Origin of the sequence: Massiliimicrobium timonense, assembly GCF_042850985.1 — a bacterium.
Lineage (GTDB): Bacteria > Bacillota_I > Bacilli_A > Erysipelotrichales > Coprobacillaceae > Allocoprobacillus.
The window spans coordinates 1159961-1181157 of sequence record NZ_AP031415.1; the positions used below are offsets into that span (position 1 = coordinate 1159961).

General features: G+C 32.2%; 23 protein-coding genes, 1 pseudogene and 1 other annotated feature. Of the genes and pseudogenes, 23 read left to right on the forward strand and 1 reads right to left on the reverse strand.

Annotation, left to right across the window (positions count from 1 at the left end; translation table 11 throughout):
• Window positions 1-56 precede the first annotated feature (56 nt).
• Window positions 57-125: a sequence feature (ribosomal protein L21 leader region), on the forward strand.
• A 21-nt stretch (window positions 126-146) separates the two neighbouring features.
• From rplU to dnaJ, 15 genes are all read left to right on the forward strand, one after another.
• A complete protein-coding gene (rplU, locus tag ACGHJ8_RS06020) occupies window positions 147-497 on the forward strand; it encodes a 50S ribosomal protein L21 (RefSeq protein ID WP_087357366.1) in 351 nt (116 codons plus the stop codon).
• Window positions 497-820 carry a ribosomal-processing cysteine protease Prp gene (locus tag ACGHJ8_RS06025; RefSeq protein WP_087357365.1) on the forward strand — a complete coding sequence of 108 codons (324 nt, stop codon included), beginning with the start codon at window positions 497-499 and terminating at the stop codon, window positions 818-820. Before rplU ends, ACGHJ8_RS06025 begins: the two co-directional genes overlap by 1 nt.
• Before the next feature lie 4 nt (window positions 821-824).
• A complete protein-coding gene (rpmA, locus tag ACGHJ8_RS06030) occupies window positions 825-1109 on the forward strand; it encodes a 50S ribosomal protein L27 (RefSeq protein ID WP_087357364.1) in 285 nt (94 codons plus the stop codon).
• A gap of 57 nt (window positions 1110-1166) precedes the next feature.
• The gene (gene obgE, locus ACGHJ8_RS06035; RefSeq protein ID WP_087357428.1) at window positions 1167-2453 is read left to right on the forward strand and encodes a GTPase ObgE; all 1287 of its coding nucleotides are present in this window, start codon (window positions 1167-1169) and stop codon (window positions 2451-2453) included.
• Between the two features lie 84 nt (window positions 2454-2537).
• Window positions 2538-3104 carry a Holliday junction branch migration protein RuvA gene (ruvA, locus tag ACGHJ8_RS06040; RefSeq protein WP_087357363.1) on the forward strand — a complete coding sequence of 189 codons (567 nt, stop codon included), beginning with the start codon at window positions 2538-2540 and terminating at the stop codon, window positions 3102-3104.
• Window positions 3105-3114: 10 nt separating this feature from the next.
• Complete coding sequence (gene ruvB, locus ACGHJ8_RS06045; protein WP_087357362.1) at window positions 3115-4113, forward strand: Holliday junction branch migration DNA helicase RuvB; 999 nt, start codon at window positions 3115-3117, stop codon at window positions 4111-4113.
• Between the two features lie 27 nt (window positions 4114-4140).
• A complete protein-coding gene (locus ACGHJ8_RS06050) occupies window positions 4141-4614 on the forward strand; it encodes a helix-hairpin-helix domain-containing protein (RefSeq protein ID WP_087357361.1) in 474 nt (157 codons plus the stop codon).
• A gap of 131 nt (window positions 4615-4745) precedes the next feature.
• Window positions 4746-6596 (forward strand): DNA internalization-related competence protein ComEC/Rec2, encoded by a 1851-nt coding sequence (locus ACGHJ8_RS06055; RefSeq protein WP_390542236.1) that lies wholly within the window; start codon window positions 4746-4748, stop codon window positions 6594-6596.
• A gap of 33 nt (window positions 6597-6629) precedes the next feature.
• Entirely contained in the window at window positions 6630-7607 is a 978-nt protein-coding gene (holA, locus tag ACGHJ8_RS06060; RefSeq protein ID WP_390542238.1) for a DNA polymerase III subunit delta, read from the forward strand.
• On the forward strand, window positions 7595-8800 hold the full coding sequence (locus tag ACGHJ8_RS06065; RefSeq protein WP_087357358.1) for an L-serine ammonia-lyase, iron-sulfur-dependent, subunit alpha: 1206 nt from the start codon (window positions 7595-7597) through the stop codon (window positions 8798-8800). Before holA ends, ACGHJ8_RS06065 begins: the two co-directional genes overlap by 13 nt.
• Window positions 8797-9894: a radical SAM family heme chaperone HemW gene (gene hemW / locus ACGHJ8_RS06070; RefSeq protein ID WP_211964812.1), complete on the forward strand. Its 1098-nt coding sequence runs from the start codon at window positions 8797-8799 to the stop codon at window positions 9892-9894. Before ACGHJ8_RS06065 ends, hemW begins: the two co-directional genes overlap by 4 nt.
• 104 nt (window positions 9895-9998) lie before the next feature.
• Window positions 9999-11030: a heat-inducible transcriptional repressor HrcA gene (gene hrcA, locus ACGHJ8_RS06075; protein WP_087357356.1), complete on the forward strand. Its 1032-nt coding sequence runs from the start codon at window positions 9999-10001 to the stop codon at window positions 11028-11030.
• Window positions 11031-11040: 10 nt separating this feature from the next.
• The gene (gene grpE, locus ACGHJ8_RS06080; protein ID WP_211964811.1) at window positions 11041-11589 is read left to right on the forward strand and encodes a nucleotide exchange factor GrpE; all 549 of its coding nucleotides are present in this window, start codon (window positions 11041-11043) and stop codon (window positions 11587-11589) included.
• 20 nt (window positions 11590-11609) lie between these two features.
• On the forward strand, window positions 11610-13430 hold the full coding sequence (gene dnaK, locus ACGHJ8_RS06085; RefSeq protein ID WP_087357355.1) for a molecular chaperone DnaK: 1821 nt from the start codon (window positions 11610-11612) through the stop codon (window positions 13428-13430).
• A gap of 49 nt (window positions 13431-13479) precedes the next feature.
• A complete protein-coding gene (gene dnaJ / locus ACGHJ8_RS06090) occupies window positions 13480-14604 on the forward strand; it encodes a molecular chaperone DnaJ (RefSeq protein ID WP_087357354.1) in 1125 nt (374 codons plus the stop codon).
• 93 nt (window positions 14605-14697) lie between these two features.
• Here the strand turns inward: dnaJ and rpmB are convergent, their stop codons facing one another.
• Window positions 14698-14883: a 50S ribosomal protein L28 gene (rpmB, locus tag ACGHJ8_RS06095; RefSeq protein WP_087357353.1), complete on the reverse strand. Its 186-nt coding sequence runs from the start codon at window positions 14881-14883 to the stop codon at window positions 14698-14700.
• A gap of 291 nt (window positions 14884-15174) precedes the next feature.
• Between rpmB and ACGHJ8_RS06100 the strand changes: the two genes are divergently transcribed.
• The 8 genes and pseudogenes from ACGHJ8_RS06100 to ACGHJ8_RS06135 all read left to right on the forward strand — a co-directional run bounded on the left by ACGHJ8_RS06100 (window position 15175) and on the right by ACGHJ8_RS06135 (window position 21195).
• Window positions 15175-15531, forward strand: coding sequence for an Asp23/Gls24 family envelope stress response protein (locus tag ACGHJ8_RS06100; protein ID WP_087242856.1), 357 nt, complete (start codon window positions 15175-15177; stop codon window positions 15529-15531).
• Between the two features lie 12 nt (window positions 15532-15543).
• A complete protein-coding gene (locus tag ACGHJ8_RS06105; RefSeq protein ID WP_087357351.1) occupies window positions 15544-17205 on the forward strand; it encodes a DAK2 domain-containing protein in 1662 nt (553 codons plus the stop codon).
• Between the two features lie 323 nt (window positions 17206-17528).
• Window positions 17529-17903, forward strand: a complete 375-nt coding sequence (locus tag ACGHJ8_RS06110; protein WP_087357350.1) for a GntR family transcriptional regulator — start codon at window positions 17529-17531, stop codon at window positions 17901-17903.
• A gap of 4 nt (window positions 17904-17907) precedes the next feature.
• Window positions 17908-18761 (forward strand): annotated as a pseudogene (locus tag ACGHJ8_RS06115) (ABC transporter ATP-binding protein).
• Window positions 18762-19364: an ABC-2 transporter permease gene (locus ACGHJ8_RS06120; protein ID WP_211964810.1), complete on the forward strand. Its 603-nt coding sequence runs from the start codon at window positions 18762-18764 to the stop codon at window positions 19362-19364. It abuts the pseudogene before it with no gap.
• Window positions 19365-19718: 354 nt separating this feature from the next.
• Window positions 19719-20465 (forward strand): arginase family protein, encoded by a 747-nt coding sequence (locus ACGHJ8_RS06125; protein WP_211964809.1) that lies wholly within the window; start codon window positions 19719-19721, stop codon window positions 20463-20465.
• Window positions 20466-20507: 42 nt separating this feature from the next.
• Window positions 20508-20678, forward strand: coding sequence for a LysR family transcriptional regulator (locus ACGHJ8_RS06130; protein WP_275086201.1), 171 nt, complete (start codon window positions 20508-20510; stop codon window positions 20676-20678).
• A gap of 403 nt (window positions 20679-21081) precedes the next feature.
• Window positions 21082-21195 (forward strand): HAD hydrolase family protein, encoded by a 114-nt coding sequence (locus ACGHJ8_RS06135; RefSeq protein WP_390542421.1) that lies wholly within the window; start codon window positions 21082-21084, stop codon window positions 21193-21195.
• Window positions 21196-21197: the final 2 nt, after the last annotated feature.

Below are 21197 nucleotides of genomic sequence, written 5' to 3' on the forward strand. Positions count from 1 at the left end.
TTTAAAAAAATATTGACGATAAGATGATAAAATGATAATATACTCATGTTGTAGACCTCTAGCTACAACCGCACATGCAAGGTATTAAAGCATAGCTGCCTTGATTGGCGAGTCTGAGATTATTATAGAAAAGAAGGAGGTACATCATGTACGCAATTATTGAAACTGGTGGAAAACAATTAAAAGTTGAAGTTGGAGATACTATTTTTGTTGAAAAATTAGATGTTGCTGAAGGAGAAGAAGTTGTTTTAGATAAAGTTTTATTTATTGGAGATAAAACAAATAAAATTGGAAATCCTTATATTAAAGGAGCAACTGTAACAGCACAAGTTGAAAAACATGGAAAAGAAAAGAAAGTATTAATTTATAAATACAATCCTAAGAAACATTATCACAAAAAACAAGGACATAGACAACCTTATACAAAATTAGTGATCAAAGATATTAAAAAAACAGCTAGAAAAGCAAAACAAGAAGCTAGTGAAGCTGCTGAATAATGATTAAAGCAGTAATCAAAAAACATAATCAATCGATTGTGCAGGTGACTGTTTCAGGTCATGCACAAAGTGCTGAATATGGTAAGGATTTGGTATGTGCTGGTGTGAGTACAATTTGTGTTGGGATAGCGAACACTTTGGTTCAATATCAATTTTTATTACAGCATTTAGGAACAATAGATTTAAAAGAAGGATTGATTGATATAAAGGTTCATCAAGACAACGAACAGATTCAAGTGGTGCTAGGGACATTTGAAGTGATGCTGAAAACGGTTGAGGAATCTTATTCAAAATACATGAAAATTGAGAAGATGGAGGTATGAAACCATGATGTTTAAGTTAGATTTACAATTATTCGCTTCTAAAAAAGGGGTAGGATCAACAAAGAATGGTCGTGATTCTAAATCTAAAAGATTAGGAGCTAAATTATCTGATGGGCAATTCTGTACTGCTGGTTCTATCATTTACAGACAAAGAGGAACAAAAATTCATCCAGGTGTAAATGTTGGAAAAGGTGGAGATGACACTTTATTTGCAAAAGTAGATGGTGTTGTGAAATTTGAAAGAGATGGAAGATCAAGAAAGAAAGTTTCTGTTTACCCAGCTGCTTAATAGGAATCCCTTATAGAGGGGTTCTTTTTTTTGAAAAAAGAGAAAGAAGGTGAAAAGATGAAATTTATTGATAAGGTACATATATATGTTGAAGCTGGAAAAGGTGGCGATGGTGTTGTTGCTTTTCGTCGAGAAGCCTATGTTCCTAAAGGTGGTCCAGCCGGTGGTGATGGTGGAAAAGGTGGCAGTATCATTTTTGAAGCCACAACTTCTTTATCGACTTTATTGGATTTTAGATATCACCGTGAGTATAAAGCAAAAAATGGTGGTCAGGGAATGGCAAAAAAGATGCATGGAGCTGATGGGGCAGACATGATTTTAAAAGTTCCTGTAGGAACAGTTATTTATGATGAAGATAGTGGTCGTGTTCTGGCGGATTTAACACAAGATAAACAAAGAGCTGTTATCGCTAAAGGTGGACGTGGTGGACGTGGAAATGCCCGTTTTGCGACAAGCCGTAATCCAGCTCCAACTATTTGTGAACATGGAGAACCAGGTGAAAAATACAATTTAATCTGTGAGTTAAAATTACTTGCAGATGTGGGATTAGTAGGTTTTCCATCAGTTGGGAAATCAACGCTTCTATCAGTTGTAACACGTGCTAGACCAGAAATTGCTGATTATCATTTTACGACGATTGTACCTAATTTAGGTGTAGCACAGTCGAAAGATGGTCGTTCATTTGTCATGGCTGACTTACCGGGATTAATTGAAGGAGCCAGTCAAGGAAAAGGGTTAGGTCATCAATTTTTACGTCATATTGAAAGATGTCGTGTGATTGTTCATGTGATTGATATGGGTGGTAGTGAAGGTCGTGATCCTTATGAGGATTATCTGGCTATTAATAAAGAATTAGGTGAATATAAATATCGTTTATTGGAAAGACCTCAGATTATTGTGGCTAATAAGATGGATGAACCTGAAGCCGAAGAAAATTTAAAACGTTTTAAAGAGCAACTTGGTGAAGATATTCCTGTTTTTCCTGTGATTGCGTTGATTCAAGAAGGTGTAGACATGGTTTTATATGCGATTGCTGATTTATTGGACCGTACACCATCATTTGCTTCTCAAGACGAGGAAGTAGAAAATACTGTTTTATATACATATCAAAAACCAGATGAAATTGGATTTGAAATTCATAATATGGGTAATGGTCAATGGCACGTAACAGGTGAACGTGTTGAAAAAATTGTTCAGATGGCTTCACTGGGAAGTGATGACGGTATCAAACGCTTTGCTCAAAAGATGCGTCATATTGGTTTGGATGATGCTTTGCGTGTAGCTGGTGTTCAGGCAGGAGATACTGTATCTATTTTAGATTTTGAATTTGAATTTTATGAATAAAAATGAGAAAAAATGTTTCTCATTTTTTATTTGCCTTAAAAGTGTGCTATAATGATGAGGATATTATGAAATGGGAGTTTTAATATGTATAGTTATATAAAAGGTATTATTGTGGATATGCGTCAAGATCATATTGTTGTTGATAATCAAGGAATCGGATATTTGATTTATGTTTCCAATCCTTATCAGTTTCAGCGTGGTAAAGAAACATTGGTCTATGTTTATCAGCAGGTCAAAGAAGATGGCATTGCTCTTTTTGGCTTTTTGACACTGGAAGAAAAAGATTTATTTTTAAAGCTGATTCTTGTAAAAGGCATTGGTTGTAAAACAGCCATTGGTATTTTAGCAACTGGAGATGTTCAGGCCATTATATCAGCTATTGAATCTAAGAATATTAGTTATTTAAGAAAGATTCCGGGTATCGGACCAAAGGCAGCACAACAGATTGTTTTAGATTTACAAGGTAAATTTGATGTACAGATATCTCCAATGCTTATGACATCAGTAGAGTTTGATGAAGCCATTGAAGTTTTAATTGCACTGGGATATAAGAAACAGGATGTGGATCGTGTGATGAATACGCTTGTTCATGAAACATTGGATACAAATGGTTATGTGAAAAAAGCATTAGGTTTATTAGTAAAATTATAGGAGGGTCGCTATGGATTTGAATGAACGTATTTTAGATACAAATGAACATATTGAGGATGAAGAAAATCAGCTAAGACCACAATCCTTTGATGAATATATTGGTCAGACTGATTTAAAAAAGAATCTCAAGGTTTTTGTTGGAGCAGCCAAATTAAGAAATGAAACTTTAGATCATGTATTATTATATGGACCACCTGGTTTAGGAAAAACAACGATGTCAATGATCATAGCTAATGAAATGGGGACACATTTGAAAGCCACAACGGGACCAAGTATTGAAAAGACTGGTGATCTGGTTGCTATTTTGACATCATTGGAACCGGGTGATGTTTTGTTTATTGATGAAATTCATCGTTTAAATAAAGTTGTTGAAGAAATTCTATATCCAGCGATGGAAGATTTTTATGTCGATGTTGTGATTGGTAAAGAAGCTTCTACACGTTCCATTAGAATTGATTTACCTCCTTTTACATTGGTTGGAGCGACAACACGAGCTGGAGATTTATCTGCTCCCTTAAGGGATCGTTTTGGTATTGTATCTAAACTTGAATATTATAATGAAAGTGAATTGACAGCGATCATTGATCGTACGAGTCAAGTTTATCATATGGATATGGATGAACAAGCCAAAAGAGAACTAGCCAGACGTTCACGTGGGACACCACGTATTGCTAATCGTTTGTTCCGTCGTGTCAGAGATTTTGCTCAATACAATGGGGATGATACGATTACGAAATCAAGAACAATTGAAGCGTTACAATCTTTAAAAGTTGATGAGCTGGGACTGGATGATGTGGATCATAAATATCTATTAGGAATTATTCAACGTTTTCGTGGTGGACCGGTTGGTTTAGAAGCTATTGCTGCCAGTATTGGCGAAGAACCACTAACATTGGAAGATGTCTATGAACCTTATCTCTTACAAAAAGGTTTAATTAAAAGAACACCAAGAGGGCGTGTTGTTACAGAATTGGCGTATCAGCATTTTCATATTTCAAAAGAATCTTAGGATTCTTTTTTTGTTTGGAGGAAAAACATGAAAAAAATATATCAGATAATTGGACTTGTTGTTTTAATGATTTGTTCTATTGTTTATGATTTTCAAAAACCTGAGGTTGTAAAGAAAAATGTTGTGTCTTTATCTTATGTGATTTTAGAAGGAGAATTTTTAAAAAATGGAAAATACGAATTTGAGGGAGAAAAAACTATTCAAGAACTGGTGGATGAAGTTGGAGTATCCCCAAAGGCTAATATGCAGTCTTTGGTTATGGATAAAAAAGTTGAAGATGAAAGTCGTTTGTACTTACCATCCCTTCATGAGGGAGCTGTATCTTTAAATCATGCTTCACAGGAAGAACTCATGACTTTAGAAGGTGTAGGAGAAAAGACAGCTTTAAAAATCATCGATTATCGTCAGCAACAACCTTTTGAAACGATTGAAGATATTATGGATATTAATGGGATTGGTGAAAAAACTTATTTAAGATTGCGAGAACATCTATGCTTATAAGATATCATGTTATTTATTATGCAACGGCTTTATTATGCTTTGTTATAGCGGATATTGTCCATCCGCTTTTTTATTTATTCTTTATCTTATACTGTTATTTTCTATATCGAAGATTGTCTATCATACATTTCATGATTGCAATACTACTTTGTTTGGCCCTATGGATACAACCTCATGAAATTCAACCATTATCTTCTTCTTTGCAGGGTGTTGTTGTTAAAACTGCTGAAAATAACTGTTATTTGAAAACAAATGCAGGGACTGTAAAGCTTTATCATGATTTATCCAATATTGAATATGGGGATTTATTAGAAGTAGAGATTGAGCCATTAGAACTCTATGAAAATACAAATGACAATGCTTTTTGTGAAAAGGATTATCTCTATGGACAAAAGATTTTTCATAAAGCTTATGTTAAAAAACTGATTTCACAACAAAAACAACCAACATTTTATCGCTGGTTAGAACAACGTTTTTCTTCACAACAGGATGTTCAAGATTATCAGCGATTATTTATTTTAGGTGAAAGAAGCTTGACTATTGGCGAAGACTATCAGTTATTAACAGAACTTTCACTTGTTCATATGTTTGCTTTATCAGGAATGCATATCCATATCTTATATGCATTAATTAAAAATGTACTGGCTTTGTTTTTACCACGTCAACTAGCAAAGGTTTTAACGTTTATGATGATTGGCTTTTATATTTTTTCTATTCCTATGCTTGTGTCTTTGTATCGTGCTTTCTTTATTTTATTATTATATGAACTATTAAAAAAATGGTTTCATAAATTAGATATCTTTGCTTTCCTGATCATATTATCCTTATTTTATAATCCCTATATCATTTACAATATTTCCTTTGTATTTTCCTATTTTATTTATTTTATCGTTTTATTAACACAGCGTTTACGCTTTTCATCATTTTGGATTTATCTTTCCTCATTACCCATCATTTTAACATTAAATGCCCAAATTCCTTTTATTTCATTTTTTGTCAGCGATATTTTAAATGTCTTTATTGAAATCTTTTATAGCTTATGTGTGCTTTCTATATTTTTCCCTGTTCTTGAAATTGTTTTAAAATATACCGTCATTCTTTTTCAAAATATGTTATCTTTTATGACGGTTATGAATGCTTTCCTTATTTTTTCTAAACCAACCTTAGCATGTCTGATTCTTTTTTATTTTTTCTATTTTCGTATCATTATTGCTAAAGAACTCCAACAATCTTATCGAAAAGACGCTTGTGCCTTGCTTTCGTTAATGCTTGTTTTCCATTTCTGGAGTCAACATAAAATCTATGGTGAGGTGACAATGATTGATGTAGGACAAGGTGATTGTACCCTCATACGTCTACCTATGAATCAAGGAAATATTTTGATTGATACGGGAGGAACACAGGATTATGACTTAGCAACCCAGACGATTATACCTTATTTGAAATCGGTAGGTATTTCACATTTGGATTATGTGTATATTTCACATGATGATTTTGATCATTGTGGGGCACTTCCTTCTTTATTGGAACATTTTTCTATAGGGCAGGTCATTGATGAATTTGAAGCGACCAGACAGATTGGCTGTGCTCAAATTCAAATGTTTAAGAGTCATCAGGTTTATACTGATTCTAATGATCAGTCACTCGTTATGTATATTTCCTTACCGGCAATGAATATCTTGATGACAGGGGATATGTCCAGTCAAGTTGAAGCTGACCTTTTACCACAATTACAGACATTGGATGTCGATGTTTTAAAGGTTTCACATCATGGCAGTGCCAGTGCCACTTCTGCGTTACTTTTATCAGCGATTCATCCTGATATTGCGATGATTGGAGTTAAAAAGAATAATATGTATAAGCACCCTTCACCTCAGGTTATTGAACGTTTACAAAGAAAAGGTATCACGATTTTAAGAACCGATCAGGATGGAATGTTTCATCTAAGATTTTATGGAAAAGAACGTTACATTTTGCGTTGATTCATGTATAATGATAAAGATAGAGGTGATACCATGAATTTTGTCATCTATGGTGAAGATAAATTGTTGATGGAACAAAGATTAAAGACACTCAAAAAGAAGTATCATATTTGTGAGGAAGATATGAATATGGTGACATATTGGTGTCAGGACAGCAGTATGTCAACGATTATTGAGGATGCTTTAACACCACCATTTTTAACGGAATATAAGATGATTGTTTTAAAAAATCCACTTTTTTTAACGGCTCAAAAACAAAAAACAATGAATGATGCAGATATTCAAAAGTTTATGGATTATCTCCCTTTAGATAATCCCACAACAATATTTGTGATTTATCATGATCAAAGAAATTTTGATGAAAGAAAAAAAGTAGTGAAAACATTACGCAAGTATGCTCATTTTTATGATATTGAAAAAATGGATGAGCGTCAGTTATATAAAGCGACGCATCAAGCGATTAAGAGTCGAGGTTGTGAAATAGATGAAGGAGCATTAAGACTATTTTTATCACGTATGCCTTCTCATCTTCTGGAAATTTCACAGGAAGTGAACAAATTATGCCTGTATACAAAACATATTACTGTAGAAACGATTGATTTATTGGTGACAAAGCAGGTTGAAGAAAATGTTTTTGAATTAAGTCAGGCGATTTTAAATAAAGAAACAGCGAGAAGTTTTCGAATTTATAAAGATTTGATTATGAATAATGAAGAACCTGTCAAATTAATTGTTTTGATTGGTAATGCCATGCGTTTATTATATCAAGTGAAATTATTAGATAGAAAAGGTTATAATGATAGAGAAATTGCTCAAATTTTATCTATGAATCCCTATCGTTTAAAATATATTAGACGTGATGGTAAGGATTTTGATTTGAAAGAATTATTGGCACATATTGATGAACTATCACAGCTGGATATTGCTGTGAAGACAGGGAAAATAGATAAATATAAAGGTTTAGAACTATTTTTAATGAGAATGGGAGGAAATGAATCATGGAATCAATGAGAGAATTATTTAAGGTCGGATTTGGACCTTCATCATCACATACAATGGGACCACAAAGAGCGGCTTTGAAAATTAAAGAAATGTACCCTGAAGCGACACGTTTTCATGTTGATTTACATGGTTCGTTAGCTTTAACTGGAAAAGGACATTTAACTGATTATATTATTGAAAAGACATTTGCACCAAAACCTGTAGACTTTTCTTTTAAAAGTGAAGAATTACCAGAACATCCTAATGGGATGATAGTCCATGTTTTTCAAGGTGATCAGGAAATGAAACAGATTGAAGTTTATTCAATTGGTGGGGGTTCTATTTTATTTAAAGGGGATCTGGCACAGGAACCTGTTCAAGTTTATAAACAAAATACGATGAAAGAAATCTTACATTATGTAGATGAACATGGAATATCTTTATATGATTATGTTTTAGAAAATGAAGGAGATGATTTTGATCATTTTCTTTCAGATATTTTAGGAGCCATGTTTGAAAGTGTTGAAAATGGCTTGAAAAAAGAAGGACTGATTCAAGGGAAATTAAAATTAAAAAGAGTAGCGAAATCAATGTTTCAACAGGCTCAAAATACACGTCGTGAAGCTGATCGAGAAAGATTATTTATTTCCAGCTATGCTTATGCTGTTTCAGAAGAAAATGCGGATGGCGGAAAGATTGTTACAGCACCAACTTGTGGTGCAAGTGGTATTATGCCAGCTGTATTGTATTATTGTTATAAGCAGTTGCATATTGAAAAGAAAGATTTGATTAAAGCTTTAGCCATTGGGGGACTTTTTGGGAATGTTGTGAAAACCAATGGAACGATTTCGGGAGCCGATGGAGGATGTCAGGCTGAGGTTGGAACAGCCTGTGCTATGGCAGCAGCAACAATGGCATGGATTTATGAATTGAATAATTCTTTGATTGAATATGCAGCTGAAATGGGACTGGAACATAATTTAGGTTTAACATGTGATCCAGTAGGAGGTTATGTTCAAATTCCTTGTATTGAACGTAATGGATATGGTTCATTACGTGCCTTAGATGCGGCCATGTTAGCAAAACAGTTAGGTTATTTAAGAAAAAATAAAGTATCTTTTGATACGATTGTCAAAGTCATGAAAGAAACTGGAAAAGATTTATCCAGTGATTATAAAGAAACATCATTAGGTGGACTGGCAAAGGAATTTGGTTTATCATGAGTGCTTTGTATGTTCATATTCCTTTTTGTCAACATATCTGTACATATTGTGATTTTTGTAAAGTTTTTTATAATGAAAAGTGGACATGGCAATATTTAGATGCTTTAGCATTTGAAATTCAGCAAAAACAGTTATCTCATGATTATAAAACAATTTATATTGGTGGAGGAACACCCACAGCACTGACTTATGAACAATTACAATATTTATTTGAACTCTTAAAACCTTATGCCCGTCATTGTCAGGAATGGAGTATGGAGATGAACCCAGAAACAATGAGTCATGAAAAATTAGAGTTATGTGTGCAAAATGGAGTGAATCGTTTGAGTATAGGTGTTCAGACATTTCATGATCATTTATTAAAAAAGATTGGACGTGTTCATACTTGTGAACAGGTGAAATCTTTTATTTTAGAGGCACAAAATAAAGGTGTTCAGGATATCAATATTGATTTAATGTATGGTTTGCCAGAACAGACGATTCAAGATGTTTGTGAAGATATTGATGAACTGGTAAAGTTAAAGGTTGGACATGTGTCTTATTATTCATTGATTTTGGAAGATCATACGATTTTAAAAAATGAACATTATCAGCCATTAGATGATGAAGAAGATGCCAAGATATATGCATTGATTAGAGAAAGATTACAACAGCATGGCTATCATCAATATGAAGTGAGTAATTTTTATGCATATAAACCTTCATTACATAATCTTGTGTATTGGCATTATGAAGATTATGATGGGATTGGGGTTTCGGCACATTCTTTAAAAAATGGACACAGATATGAAAATACCAAATCATTGACTCGTTATTTAGAACATCATTATTTGGAAAATGATATCACTTTAACAAAGAGTGATCAGTTATTTGAAAAAATAATGATGGGACTGCGTTTGAATGAAGGTATATCTATTTCACACATCAATCAATTATATGGAATTGATTTTCAAAAGCGATATCATCATGTAATTGAAAAATATCAAAAGATGAATTTATTAGAAATAGATAATGGGTATTTAAAAACAACATCATTAGGGATCAATTATTTAAATAGTATATTAGTAGATTTTTTGGAAGATGAACAGACTTAGTCTGTTTTTCTTTATTTATTAGCACAAAAGTGTTGACAGTGCTAAAAAGATGAGTATAATGTAATTAGCACAGAGGTAAAAGGAGTGCTAAAGGAGGTTGAGATATGCTGACAGCTAGACAGTTACTGATTCTAAAATGTATAGTTGAGGAGTTCGTAGAAACGGCTGAACCAGTAGGATCAAAAACCTTGATGACGAAGTATCAGCTTCCTTATTCAAGTGCGACAATTAGAAATGAAATGTCATTTCTTGAAGAACATGGTTATCTTGAAAAGACACATACATCTTCGGGGCGTGTTCCTTCAACCAAAGGATATCGTTTTTATGTCGATACATTGATGCAGCCTAGTGTAGATGATGAAGTCAAGAATCAAGTGTCCACACTTTTAGGAAATCGTCATCGTTCGTTAAATGAGATTATTAAAGAAAGCTGTCAAATTTTAAGTCAGCTTACCCATTTAACAACAGTGGCTTTGGGTCCTAATGCCATTTATGAACATTTGCAGAATATTACACTTGTTCCATTATCAGAACATACTGTCACAGCAATTATTGTGACAGATAAAGGACATGTTGAAAATCGTAATTTCAATATTAAAAATAATGCCTATATGGAAGATTTAACAAGTTGTGTGAATGTCATGAATGAGTTATTAGATGGAACACCTATTAATCAAGTGGCTTTTCGATTAGAAAGAGATGTCAAACCTATATTGAGTGCAAGAATTAAAGAACATGAAGTTTTGTTTAATGCTTTTTTAGAGGCGTTTATGAAATTTGCAAACAATAATGTTTATTTCTCTGGTAAAGAAAATTTATTGTATCAGCCTGAATATAATGATGTGAATAAATTACGTCGTTTAGTCAGTGCTTTTGAAAATTCTCAATCATGGAAAAGTCTGGAACCAATCGCATTGGAAGATGGTGTCACAGTGAGAATTGGAAGTGATTCACCAATTCAGGATTTAAATGATGTATCAGTTATATCAGCTTCATTTAAAACAGGGAATGAGTCTAAAGGATCTATTTCAGTCATTGGGCCTACACGTATGCCTTATGAAAAAGTCGTTTCTTTAGTTGAGTATATTTCAAAGAGCTTGGAAGAAGTTCTAAGTAATCAAGAAGATGATGAATAGAGGTGAAATAATGGCAAAAGAAAAGGAAACTACACAGGAAGAAGTTAAAGAAGAACAGGAAGTTGTAGAGGAAACTCAAGAAAAGGAAGAACAAAAAGAAGAAAGCTTAGAAAATCAGATGAAAAAGCTGGAAGAAGAAGTGAATACTTGGAAAACGGATTATTATAAAGTTTTTGCGGATATGGAAAATTTGAAAAGACGTTTAGAAAAGGAACATCAAAATTCTTTAAAATTTATGATGCAGTCATTTATCGAAGAATTGCTTCCAGTTGTTGATAATTTTGAGCGTTCTTTAAATGTTCAAAATCCTAGTGAAGAAGTTCAGACATTTTTAAAAGGATATCAAATGATCTTTGATCAATTGATGGCTATTTTAAAGAAAAATGGTGTAGAAGTGATTGAAGCTCAGGGTAAAGAATTTGACCCTAATCTACATCAGGCAGTGATGACAACACAGGATGATCAATATGGTCATAATATTGTTGTTGAGGAGCTTCAAAAAGGTTACAAATTGAAAGATCGCGTTATTCGTGCATCTTTAGTTAAAGTGAATGAATAAAAAATAGGAGGATGATCGTTATGGGTAATAAAATTATTGGTATTGATTTAGGAACAACAAATTCATGTGTCAGTGTAATGGAAAATGGAGAAGCAAAAGTTATTGCGAACCCTGAAGGTTCAAGAACAACTCCATCTGTTGTTGCCTTTAAAAATGGAGAAATTATTGTTGGTGAAGCTGCAAAACGTCAAGCTGTAACGAACAAAGAAACTGTTATGTCAATTAAAAGACATATGGGTACAAGTTACAAAGAACATGTCAATGGAAAAGACTATACACCTCAAGAAATTTCAGCTATGATTTTACAAAACTTAAAAGCAACTGCTGAAGCTTATTTAGGTGAACCAGTCAATCGTGCTGTTATCACAGTTCCAGCATATTTCAATGATGCACAACGTCAAGCAACAAAAGATGCAGGAAAAATTGCTGGTCTAGAAGTAGAACGTATTATTAATGAACCAACTGCTGCAGCTTTAGCATTTGGTGTTGACAAATTAGATAAAGAACAAAAAGTATTAGTATATGACTTAGGTGGAGGAACATTTGACGTTTCTATCCTTGATTTAGCAGATGGTATGTTTGAAGTTTTAGCTACTGCTGGAGATAACCATTTAGGTGGGGATGACTTTGACCAAGCTATCATGAACTGGATTGTTGCTGAATTTAAAAAAGAACAAGGTGTTGACTTAAGCGCTGATAAAATGGCTATGCAACGTGTTAAAGAAGCTGCTGAAAAAGCGAAAAAAGATGTATCTGGTATGATGCAGACTCAAATCTCATTACCATTTATTTCTGCTGGTCCAGCTGGTCCATTACATCTTGAATTAACATTAACAAGAGCTAAATTTGATGAATTAACACATGATTTGGTTATGCGTACAGAAGGACCTGTAAGACAGGCATTAAGTGATGCAGGTATGTCACCAAATGATATTGATCAAGTTTTATTAGTTGGTGGTTCTACTCGTATTGTTGCTGTACAAGAATCAGTAAAGAGATTACTTGGAAAAGAACCTAACAAATCAGTAAACCCTGATGAAGTTGTTTCTATGGGTGCTGCAATCCAAGGTGGAGTTATTGCTGGAGATGTTAAAGACATTGTCTTATTGGATGTTACACCATTATCATTAGGTATTGAAACAATGGGTGGAGTCATGACTGTCTTAATCGAAAGAAATACAACAATCCCAACAACAAAATCACAAATTTTCTCTACTGCTGCTGATAATCAGCCAGCTGTTGATATCAACGTATTACAAGGTGAAAGAACAATGGCTAAGGATAATAAACAATTAGGTTTATTTAAATTAGATGGTATTGAACCTGCACCTAGAGGAGTTCCTCAAATTGAAGTCACTTTCAGCATTGATGTTAATGGTATTGTTAATGTTAAAGCAAAAGATATGAAAACACAAAAAGAACAATCTATCACTATTCAAAACTCAACTGGTTTAAGTGATGAAGAAATTGATAGAATGGTTAAAGAAGCTGAAGCAAATAAAGCTGATGACGAAAAGAAACGTAAAGATATTGAAACAAGAAATAAAGCTGAACAAATGATTAATGAAATTGATAAAGCTTTAGCTGAACAAGGAGATAAGATCGATGCTAATCAAAAATCTCAGGCAACTGCTTTAAGAGATGAATTGAAGAAAGCATTAGATGATAATGATATGGCTACACTTGAATCAAAAATGAGTGAATTAGAACAAATGGCTCAACAAATGGCAGCATATCAATATCAACAACAATCACAAGGAGCTAACCCAACAGGTAATGCTTCAAATACAGCAACAAATGATGATGACGTTGTTGATGCAGACTTTACAGAAAAAAATTAACATAAAGCCAAGGCTTTGCCTTGGTTTTATCTAGTCAAGAGGTGAGATTATGGCTGAAAAGAGAGATTATTATGAAGTGCTTGGTGTGTCAAAAAATGCCAGTGCTGATGAAATCAAAAGAGCTTATCGAAAAATGGCTAAAAAATATCACCCTGATGTCAATAAGGAACCTGGAGCTGAAGAAAAATTTAAAGAAGTTCAGGAAGCCTATGATGTTTTGTCAGATGACAATAAAAAAGCTGCCTATGATCGTTATGGTCATGCTGCATTTGATCAAACTGGTGGATTCGGTGGTGGAGCCGGAGGTTTTGGTGGCTTTGGTGGCTTTGAAGATGTTGACTTAGGAGATATTTTTGGTTCATTCTTTGGTGGTGGAGGATCACGTCAAAGAAAGAGTGGTCCAATGCGTGGTGAAGATCGTTTTGTACAATTGGAAATCGACTTCATGGATGCGATTAAAGGAAAGAAAACAGAAATTAAGATCAATTATGATGAACAATGTTCACATTGTCATGGAACAGGTGCAAAAACACCAAATGATTATCAGACATGTTCACGCTGTGGAGGAACAGGAACAATCCGTACACAGCAACGTTCTCCATTTGGAACATTTGTTAATCAAACAACATGTCCAGACTGTCATGGAACAGGAAAAGTTGTTAAAGAAAAATGTCCACATTGTCATGGAAATGGATATGTCAATAAAAATATAACAGTTGAATTAAATATACCTGCTGGTATCAATACACATCAACAGTTACGTGTTCAAGGAAAAGGTCATCGTGGTACAAATGGAGGACCAAATGGTGACTTATATGTCGAAATTTATGTTAGACCACATCAACACTTCCAGCGTGATGGCAAAAACATTTATATTTCCATTCCAATTTCAGCAGTTGATGCAACGCTTGGTTGTGACGTAGATGTACCAACAGTTTATGGAGATGTGACATTAAAAGTCCCAGAAGGAACACAACCCGGAACAACATTACGTTTAAAAGGTAAAGGTGTTAAAGACTTACGTAGTGATAATTATGGAGATCAGTATGTTAAGATTGATGTAAAAATTCCTACAAAATTATCTCGTGAGGAAAAAGAACTTTATCATAAATTAAAAAAAGCCACAAAAAAAGAATCAATCTTTGATCAATTCAAAAAAGGCTTTAGAAGATAGTCCAAACTATCTTCTTTTTTTGTATAAAATAAGATTGAAAACATATGATTAAATATATAAAAAAAGCATCCCACTAGGATGCAATCTTTATCATTAAGCACTCTTTCTAAGACTTCTTAATTCTCTTGCTGAAATTTTTACTTTTTTTGGTTTACCATTGACTAAAATAGTAGCTTTTTGTAAGTTAACATTCCATTTTCTCTTAGTTGCATTTAATGCATGAGAACGAGAATTACCAGACATAGGTCCTTTTCCGCTCACTTCACATTTTCTAGCCATTATATTCACCATCCTTTACAAAGTGTCTTTCACATACCTAAGTATAATATCATTAATAAAAAGAAAATGCAAATACTTTTTCATATAAAAATAAAAAAATATTGTATTTGAACATTTTTATAATATCTGAAAAAGATGAATATTTCAATATTTTTTTAAATTTTATTTACAAGAGAATATAAGTGGGTTATAATGCGTATGCATTGCCATGAAATAATTGTCAATAATTTAAAAATGAGATATAATATAGGTAACTATTTATAAATTTATGATAAGAACGGAGGAATAGTTATGATAACGAAAACAACTGATTTAGGAGATATACATCTTTCATTAGATGTTGTTGCAAGTATTACTGGGGGTGCTGCAACAGAATGTTATGGTGTTGTTGGAATGGCAAGCCAAAAGATTATGAAAGATGGTTTTTATGATCTTTTGGGTAAAGATAATTATGCTAAAGGGATTGTCGTAGAAGATGGGGAAACAGGAATCATTTTAAATGTTTATATTATCGTTGGATATGGAGTGAAAATTTCTGAAGTTGTTTATGAAGTACAAAAGAAAGTGAAATATGTATTAGAAACAACTTTAGATATTGATATTGAAGCAGTGAATGTGTTTGTACAAAGCATTCGTGTGACAGATTAGTGGAGGGTTAACATGAGAATCATTGATGGTAAACTGTTTAAAGAGATGGTTATAACTGGAGCAACTGTTTTGCATAATAACCATCCAGAGATTGATGCATTGAACGTCTTTCCTGTACCAGATGGAGATACAGGAACAAATATGTCTTTGACATTTAGTTCTGGTGCAAGTGAAATTGAAAAATTAGATTCTAACGATATATATGAAATTTCAAAGAAGTTATCTAAAGGTTTATTGATGGGAGCAAGAGGAAATTCTGGTGTTATTCTTTCACAAATCTTTAGAGGAATTTCTATGGCTTTTGAAGGGAAAAAACAAGTAGATGCTGTAGAATTAGCACAAGCTCTACAAAATGGAGCTAAAGTGGCTTATAAAGCTGTTATGCGTCCAGTTGAAGGGACAATTTTAACAGTTATTAGAGAATCAAGTGAAGCTGTTGTTCAATATGCGAAACCGGGAATGGAGATTGAAGATGTTTTTTCTTACTTTGTTAAAGAAGCTGAAGAATCACTGGAAAGAACGCCAGAACTTTTACCTGTACTCAAAGAAGTTGGTGTGGTTGATAGTGGTGGAGCTGGACTATTGTTAATTATGACAGGATTTATGGCAGCTCTTGCAGGAGAAGAAATTGAACGAGTAGATATTAAAGGAGAAGCTGCAAAAGAAGCACTTGTTGATGTAGAATCAGATAGTGAAGAAGCTTATGGTTATTGTACAGAGTTCATCTTACGATTGGATCCAGCAAAAATCAAAGTCTTTAAAGAAGAAAATTTAAGAAATGAATTAGAAAGATTGCCTGGAAACAGTATTGTTGTGGTTCAGGATGAAGATATTGTTAAAGTTCATGTGCATACATTAAAACCGGGTAATGCTTTAAATACAGCTCAAAGATATGGTGAATTTGTTAAGTTAAAGATTGAAAATATGCAGGAACAGCATAATTCTATCTTAGAAGCTAATAATACACCTGCTGCCAATGCTAAAGCAACTTTGACTGCACCTAAAGAAGAACCAAAAGAAGTTTCTATTATTAGTGTGGCTGCTGGTAAAGGTATCAAAGATATGTTCTTAGAATTACATTGTGACTATGTTGTCAGTGGTGGACAGACAATGAATCCATCTGCCGAAGATATCGTTCAAGCGATTAGAGATGTCAACGCTAAACATGTGATTATTTTACCTAATAATTCAAATATTGTGATGACAGCACAACAGGCAGCGATTATATTAGAAGATGAAGTAGATGTCAAAGTTGTACCTTCTAAAACTATACCACAAGGATTATCAGCATGTATTATGTTTAATCCGGAAGTATCTTTAGAAGATAATCTTGCTGAAATGAATGATGCGATTGCTCATGTCAAAACAGGACAGGTCACATTTGCAATTAAAGATACAAATATTGATGGTGTTGATATTAAAGCTAATCAATATATGGCATTATGTGAAAAAGATATTGTTGCTTGTGTTCCTAATAAAGTGGATGCATTAAAGGAAACTTTAAACAATTTGGTTGATGATGATTCTGAAATTATTACATTAATCTATGGCGAAGATGTTACAGAAGATGAAGTTCAAGAAATTGAAGATTATGTAGAAGATCATTTTGAAGCTGAAATAGAATGTGTAGATGGTCAACAACCAGTATATTCATTTATCGTAGGTGTTGAATAAATAAAATTAAGAGCAAACGAATTAACGTTTTGTTCTTTTTTTTACAGTGATTTTTATGTGTATTCTAGATAATGAAAATGATATACGATTATTTATAACGATTTTATAGATAAATGAAATTTTATTAAAATATAAATGCATTTATAAAATCTTTTTTTGTTTTATTCGAATAAATCATGTTGTATTGCCTTTGGAAAAATTGTTTATTAGCTATTAATAATAAAGAATAATTTGAGATTATTTAAAAAGATATTGACATCTGTATATGATAGTATTATGTACTTGTAATAGTAATACAGTATAATACAAAAGGATGTGATTGAATGGAAATATTTATTAATAATCATGCAAGTGTTCCCATCTATGAGCAGATTTCATCACAAATAAAAGCTTTAATCATGAGTGGAGAGTTAAAAGCAGGTGAAGCACTTCCTTCTATTCGAGGATTAGCTAAATCATTGCATATTAGTGTTTTAACAGTGCAAAAAGCATACGATACACTTCAGTCAGATGGTTTTATTGAAACCACAGCTGGAAAAGGTTGCTTTGTGTCAGCTCAAAATCAAGATTTCTATTTAGAAGAACAACAAAAAAGAATTGAAGAACATTTGACTGAAGCGATAGAAATAGCAAAAGTTAGTGGAATCAAACTTGAACAACTACAGTCTTTATTATCTTTGTTATATGAGGAGGATTAAGATTATGGAGAAATTAGCATTAAAACTTGATGGTGTTACAAAACATTATAAGGACTTTACTTTAGATAATATTTCTTTTCATGTGCCTGAAGGAAGTATCGTAGGTTTAATTGGTGAAATGGGGCAGGAAAAAGTACAACGATTCATTCGATATTGGGTTTGACAAATATAGAAAGTGGAACAATCACAATGTTAGGAAGTTCTAACATTGATGAAGTTTCTAAAGATGAAATTGGTGTTGTTTTTGATGGTAATAATTATCCTGATGAACTCAATCCAAAGCAGTTAGGAAAAGTTTTTGCGAATATTTATAAAACATGGGATATGAACACATATGAAAAAATGTTAGTCAAATTTCAATTGCCAATGAATAAAAAAATCAAGAATTTTTCTAAAGGAATGAAGATGAAATATTCTATATCTGTAGCTTTTTCACATCATTCAAAATTACTGGTTCTTGATGAAGCCACAAGTGGTTTGGATCCAATTGTGAGAGATGAGATATTGGATATGTTATTAGACTTTATTCAAGATGAAGAACATTCTGTTTTGATTTCATCTCATATTACAAGTGATTTAGAAAAAGTAGCTGATTATATTGTATTTATTCATGAAGGTAAGATTATTTTTTCAAAACCTAAAGATGAACTGTTAGAAAAATATGGTATTATGAAATGTGGTGCGGCTCAATTTGATGCATTGGATAAGGAAGATATGATTGCATATAGAAAACAAGATTATGAATGGCAGGTATTGGTTGCTGATAGACAGAAAGCTGAAAAGAAATATCCAAAAGCAATGGTTATACCAGCCAATATTGATGAAATTATGTTGATGTATGTAAAGGGGGCTTGTTAAATGAAAGGCTTATTATTAAAAGATTATTACATTGTCAAAAATAGTTTATTGATTTTAACGGTTGTATTTATCATTATTGGAGCAAGTCTATCTCATCTTTCAACACCATGGGTATTAACGGTACTGGCAACAGTCTTATTAGGAATGATTGTAACAACGACAATTACTTTAGATAAAACATCTAGATGGATTAAAACAGTTCTTACAACAAGGATTTCTAGAAGAACTTATGTTGATAGTAAATATATTTCTTATTTAGGAATAAGTTTAATTGGATTGGTTTTTGGAATTGTTTTTGGATATATTGCTTCAACTGTCATTGGTTCAAACAATGATGGAGTGATGATATTTGTTTGTATTAGTGTTGCCATGGCTTTACTTGCTGGTGGAATCATTTTACCGTTCTATTTTCTTACTGATGAAACAAAAAGTATTCTAGGCTCAATTATTTCTTATCCTGTGTCTGCAGGTATATTCATTGGATTGTTCCTTCTTTTAGGAAATCATTTATCAACATATCTTATTGTTTTAACTGTATCCCTTGTTGTTTATATCATATCTTGGATTTTGACAAAAAAGGTATTGTTGATAAGAGATTTGTGATGTTGTTATTAATTTGATGAAAAAACTGTACTTTATAAAGGTACAGTTTTTTCATATATAAATAATGAGTTTCAATATCTATATTTTCATATGAATTTTAATTCATTGACATAAAATTTTTATTCAATTAAGATTGAAATTGAGGAAGATCTTGTTCAGAATCAAGATATGCTTAATGAACCAGTTTTAACAAGATTGGCATAAAAATAATGCTCATATTATTATTGGATGGATATTACAGGAAGGTAGATAAAATTATTACTTTATCTATCTTATTTTCATTATCAAAAGTTTAGTACTCTATTTTCACTTTTTTTGTCTTTCATGTTAAGATATAAATAGGGGTGACGTATTTTGGAACAGAATTTATTATTAGATTTTTCACATATATATCCTGCTAATATTGGAAATGATGTTAATCATCTTATACGAATAGATTTAAGTGATATTGAAGGGACTGATATGTATTGTAGTCATGAAGCTATGTTAGAAATTCAAAGACGTTTAAATAATTATGGACCTGAAGGTATTCATTTTTTGGATAATGGAAATTACCATTATATGACAAAGGTATTTGTTGATAAAATCAAAAAGCCATTTTCCCTTGTTTTGTTTGATCATCATACCGATATGCTTCAACCTATGATTCATGATTTAACAAGCTGTGGAAGTTGGGCAGGAGAATTATTGCATGAAAATGCCTATTTAAAACAGCTTATTCTTATTGGCCCTAGTCAACAAAATATAGAAAATAATGATGTAGCATCCAAAGTGATTTACATTAGTGTCAATGAACAGGAAGAAGATGTCGCTCACTTACAAATCAAAAAAGTAGATTTGACATTACCTGCTTATATTTCTATTGATAAAGATGTTCTTGATCGTTACTGGGCAAGAACGAATTGGGATCAAGGAAATATGTCTATTAAGACATTGGAAAAAATACTTCAAGATATTTTTAAACACCAAAATGTGATTGGGGTAGATATTTGTGGAGAATGTGATTTACATGAATCTTATTGGCAATTAAAAGAAGATGAAAAGATTAATCATATGACGAATGATATCTTATATCATTTTCTATCTCAATATATGTTATAAAAGGAATGATTAAGCATGTATAATCATCAATGAGATACTTTTATTAAAGTTGCTGATGCAGGAAGTTTCTCTAAAGTATTTGAACAATTGTATATTTCCACGAATGCCGTTATAAAGCAAATCAATTCATTAGAGGAACGTATTGGAATCTTGTTATTTCATCGTACATATAAAGGATTAACATTAACACCAACAGGTCAATCTTTATATTAAGATGCAAAATATATTATTTAGTATTCAAAAGTTTCTATCATAGGAGCATTGTAAAAAGCTTAAAAACATATTATGATATTCATTCAAAATACTAAGGAACTTTATAATTCAATCATTTTGTTCTACAAGACTATGATGGCTTTTGAAAACAAAGAAATAAAAAGATTTATAGATGAAATTGAAAAGTGATAATTTTAAGAGGAATAAGATATTTGGATTTGGTGATTCAATGGATAGATGATTTTTACATGAAAAATATCTACATATGAAATCTATGAGTTTACTAAAATGTAATTTTGATTAAAATATTCATTGTTTTTTATGTTTTTTGAAATTGATATGTTATAATTTTACAAAACATAATGAAATGGTGGTGAAACAATAAAAAATCATATTCTTTGATATTGATGGAACATTAATAGATATGACAAAAAAGAAAATATCTAAAAAGATATTAGAAACAATGAAAAGGTTAAAAAATAATGGAATCAAGCTTTGTGTTGCGACAGGACGCTAACC

Coding starts and splice junctions, on each gene's coding strand:
- rplU (WP_087357366.1), top strand. CDS start 147: ATGTACGCAATTATTGAAACTGGTGGAAAACAATTAAAAGTTGAAGTT.
- ACGHJ8_RS06025 (WP_087357365.1), top strand. CDS start 497: ATGATTAAAGCAGTAATCAAAAAACATAATCAATCGATTGTGCAGGTG.
- rpmA (WP_087357364.1), top strand. CDS start 825: ATGATGTTTAAGTTAGATTTACAATTATTCGCTTCTAAAAAAGGGGTA.
- obgE (WP_087357428.1), top strand. CDS start 1,167: ATGAAATTTATTGATAAGGTACATATATATGTTGAAGCTGGAAAAGGT.
- ruvA (WP_087357363.1), top strand. CDS start 2,538: ATGTATAGTTATATAAAAGGTATTATTGTGGATATGCGTCAAGATCAT.
- ruvB (WP_087357362.1), top strand. CDS start 3,115: ATGGATTTGAATGAACGTATTTTAGATACAAATGAACATATTGAGGAT.
- ACGHJ8_RS06050 (WP_087357361.1), top strand. CDS start 4,141: ATGAAAAAAATATATCAGATAATTGGACTTGTTGTTTTAATGATTTGT.
- ACGHJ8_RS06055 (WP_390542236.1), top strand. CDS start 4,746: ATGATTGCAATACTACTTTGTTTGGCCCTATGGATACAACCTCATGAA.
- holA (WP_390542238.1), top strand. CDS start 6,630: ATGAATTTTGTCATCTATGGTGAAGATAAATTGTTGATGGAACAAAGA.
- ACGHJ8_RS06065 (WP_087357358.1), top strand. CDS start 7,595: ATGGAATCAATGAGAGAATTATTTAAGGTCGGATTTGGACCTTCATCA.
- hemW (WP_211964812.1), top strand. CDS start 8,797: ATGAGTGCTTTGTATGTTCATATTCCTTTTTGTCAACATATCTGTACA.
- hrcA (WP_087357356.1), top strand. CDS start 9,999: ATGCTGACAGCTAGACAGTTACTGATTCTAAAATGTATAGTTGAGGAG.
- grpE (WP_211964811.1), top strand. CDS start 11,041: ATGGCAAAAGAAAAGGAAACTACACAGGAAGAAGTTAAAGAAGAACAG.
- dnaK (WP_087357355.1), top strand. CDS start 11,610: ATGGGTAATAAAATTATTGGTATTGATTTAGGAACAACAAATTCATGT.
- dnaJ (WP_087357354.1), top strand. CDS start 13,480: ATGGCTGAAAAGAGAGATTATTATGAAGTGCTTGGTGTGTCAAAAAAT.
- rpmB (WP_087357353.1), bottom strand. CDS start 14,883: ATGGCTAGAAAATGTGAAGTGAGCGGAAAAGGACCTATGTCTGGTAAT.
- ACGHJ8_RS06100 (WP_087242856.1), top strand. CDS start 15,175: ATGATAACGAAAACAACTGATTTAGGAGATATACATCTTTCATTAGAT.
- ACGHJ8_RS06105 (WP_087357351.1), top strand. CDS start 15,544: ATGAGAATCATTGATGGTAAACTGTTTAAAGAGATGGTTATAACTGGA.
- ACGHJ8_RS06110 (WP_087357350.1), top strand. CDS start 17,529: ATGGAAATATTTATTAATAATCATGCAAGTGTTCCCATCTATGAGCAG.
- ACGHJ8_RS06120 (WP_211964810.1), top strand. CDS start 18,762: ATGAAAGGCTTATTATTAAAAGATTATTACATTGTCAAAAATAGTTTA.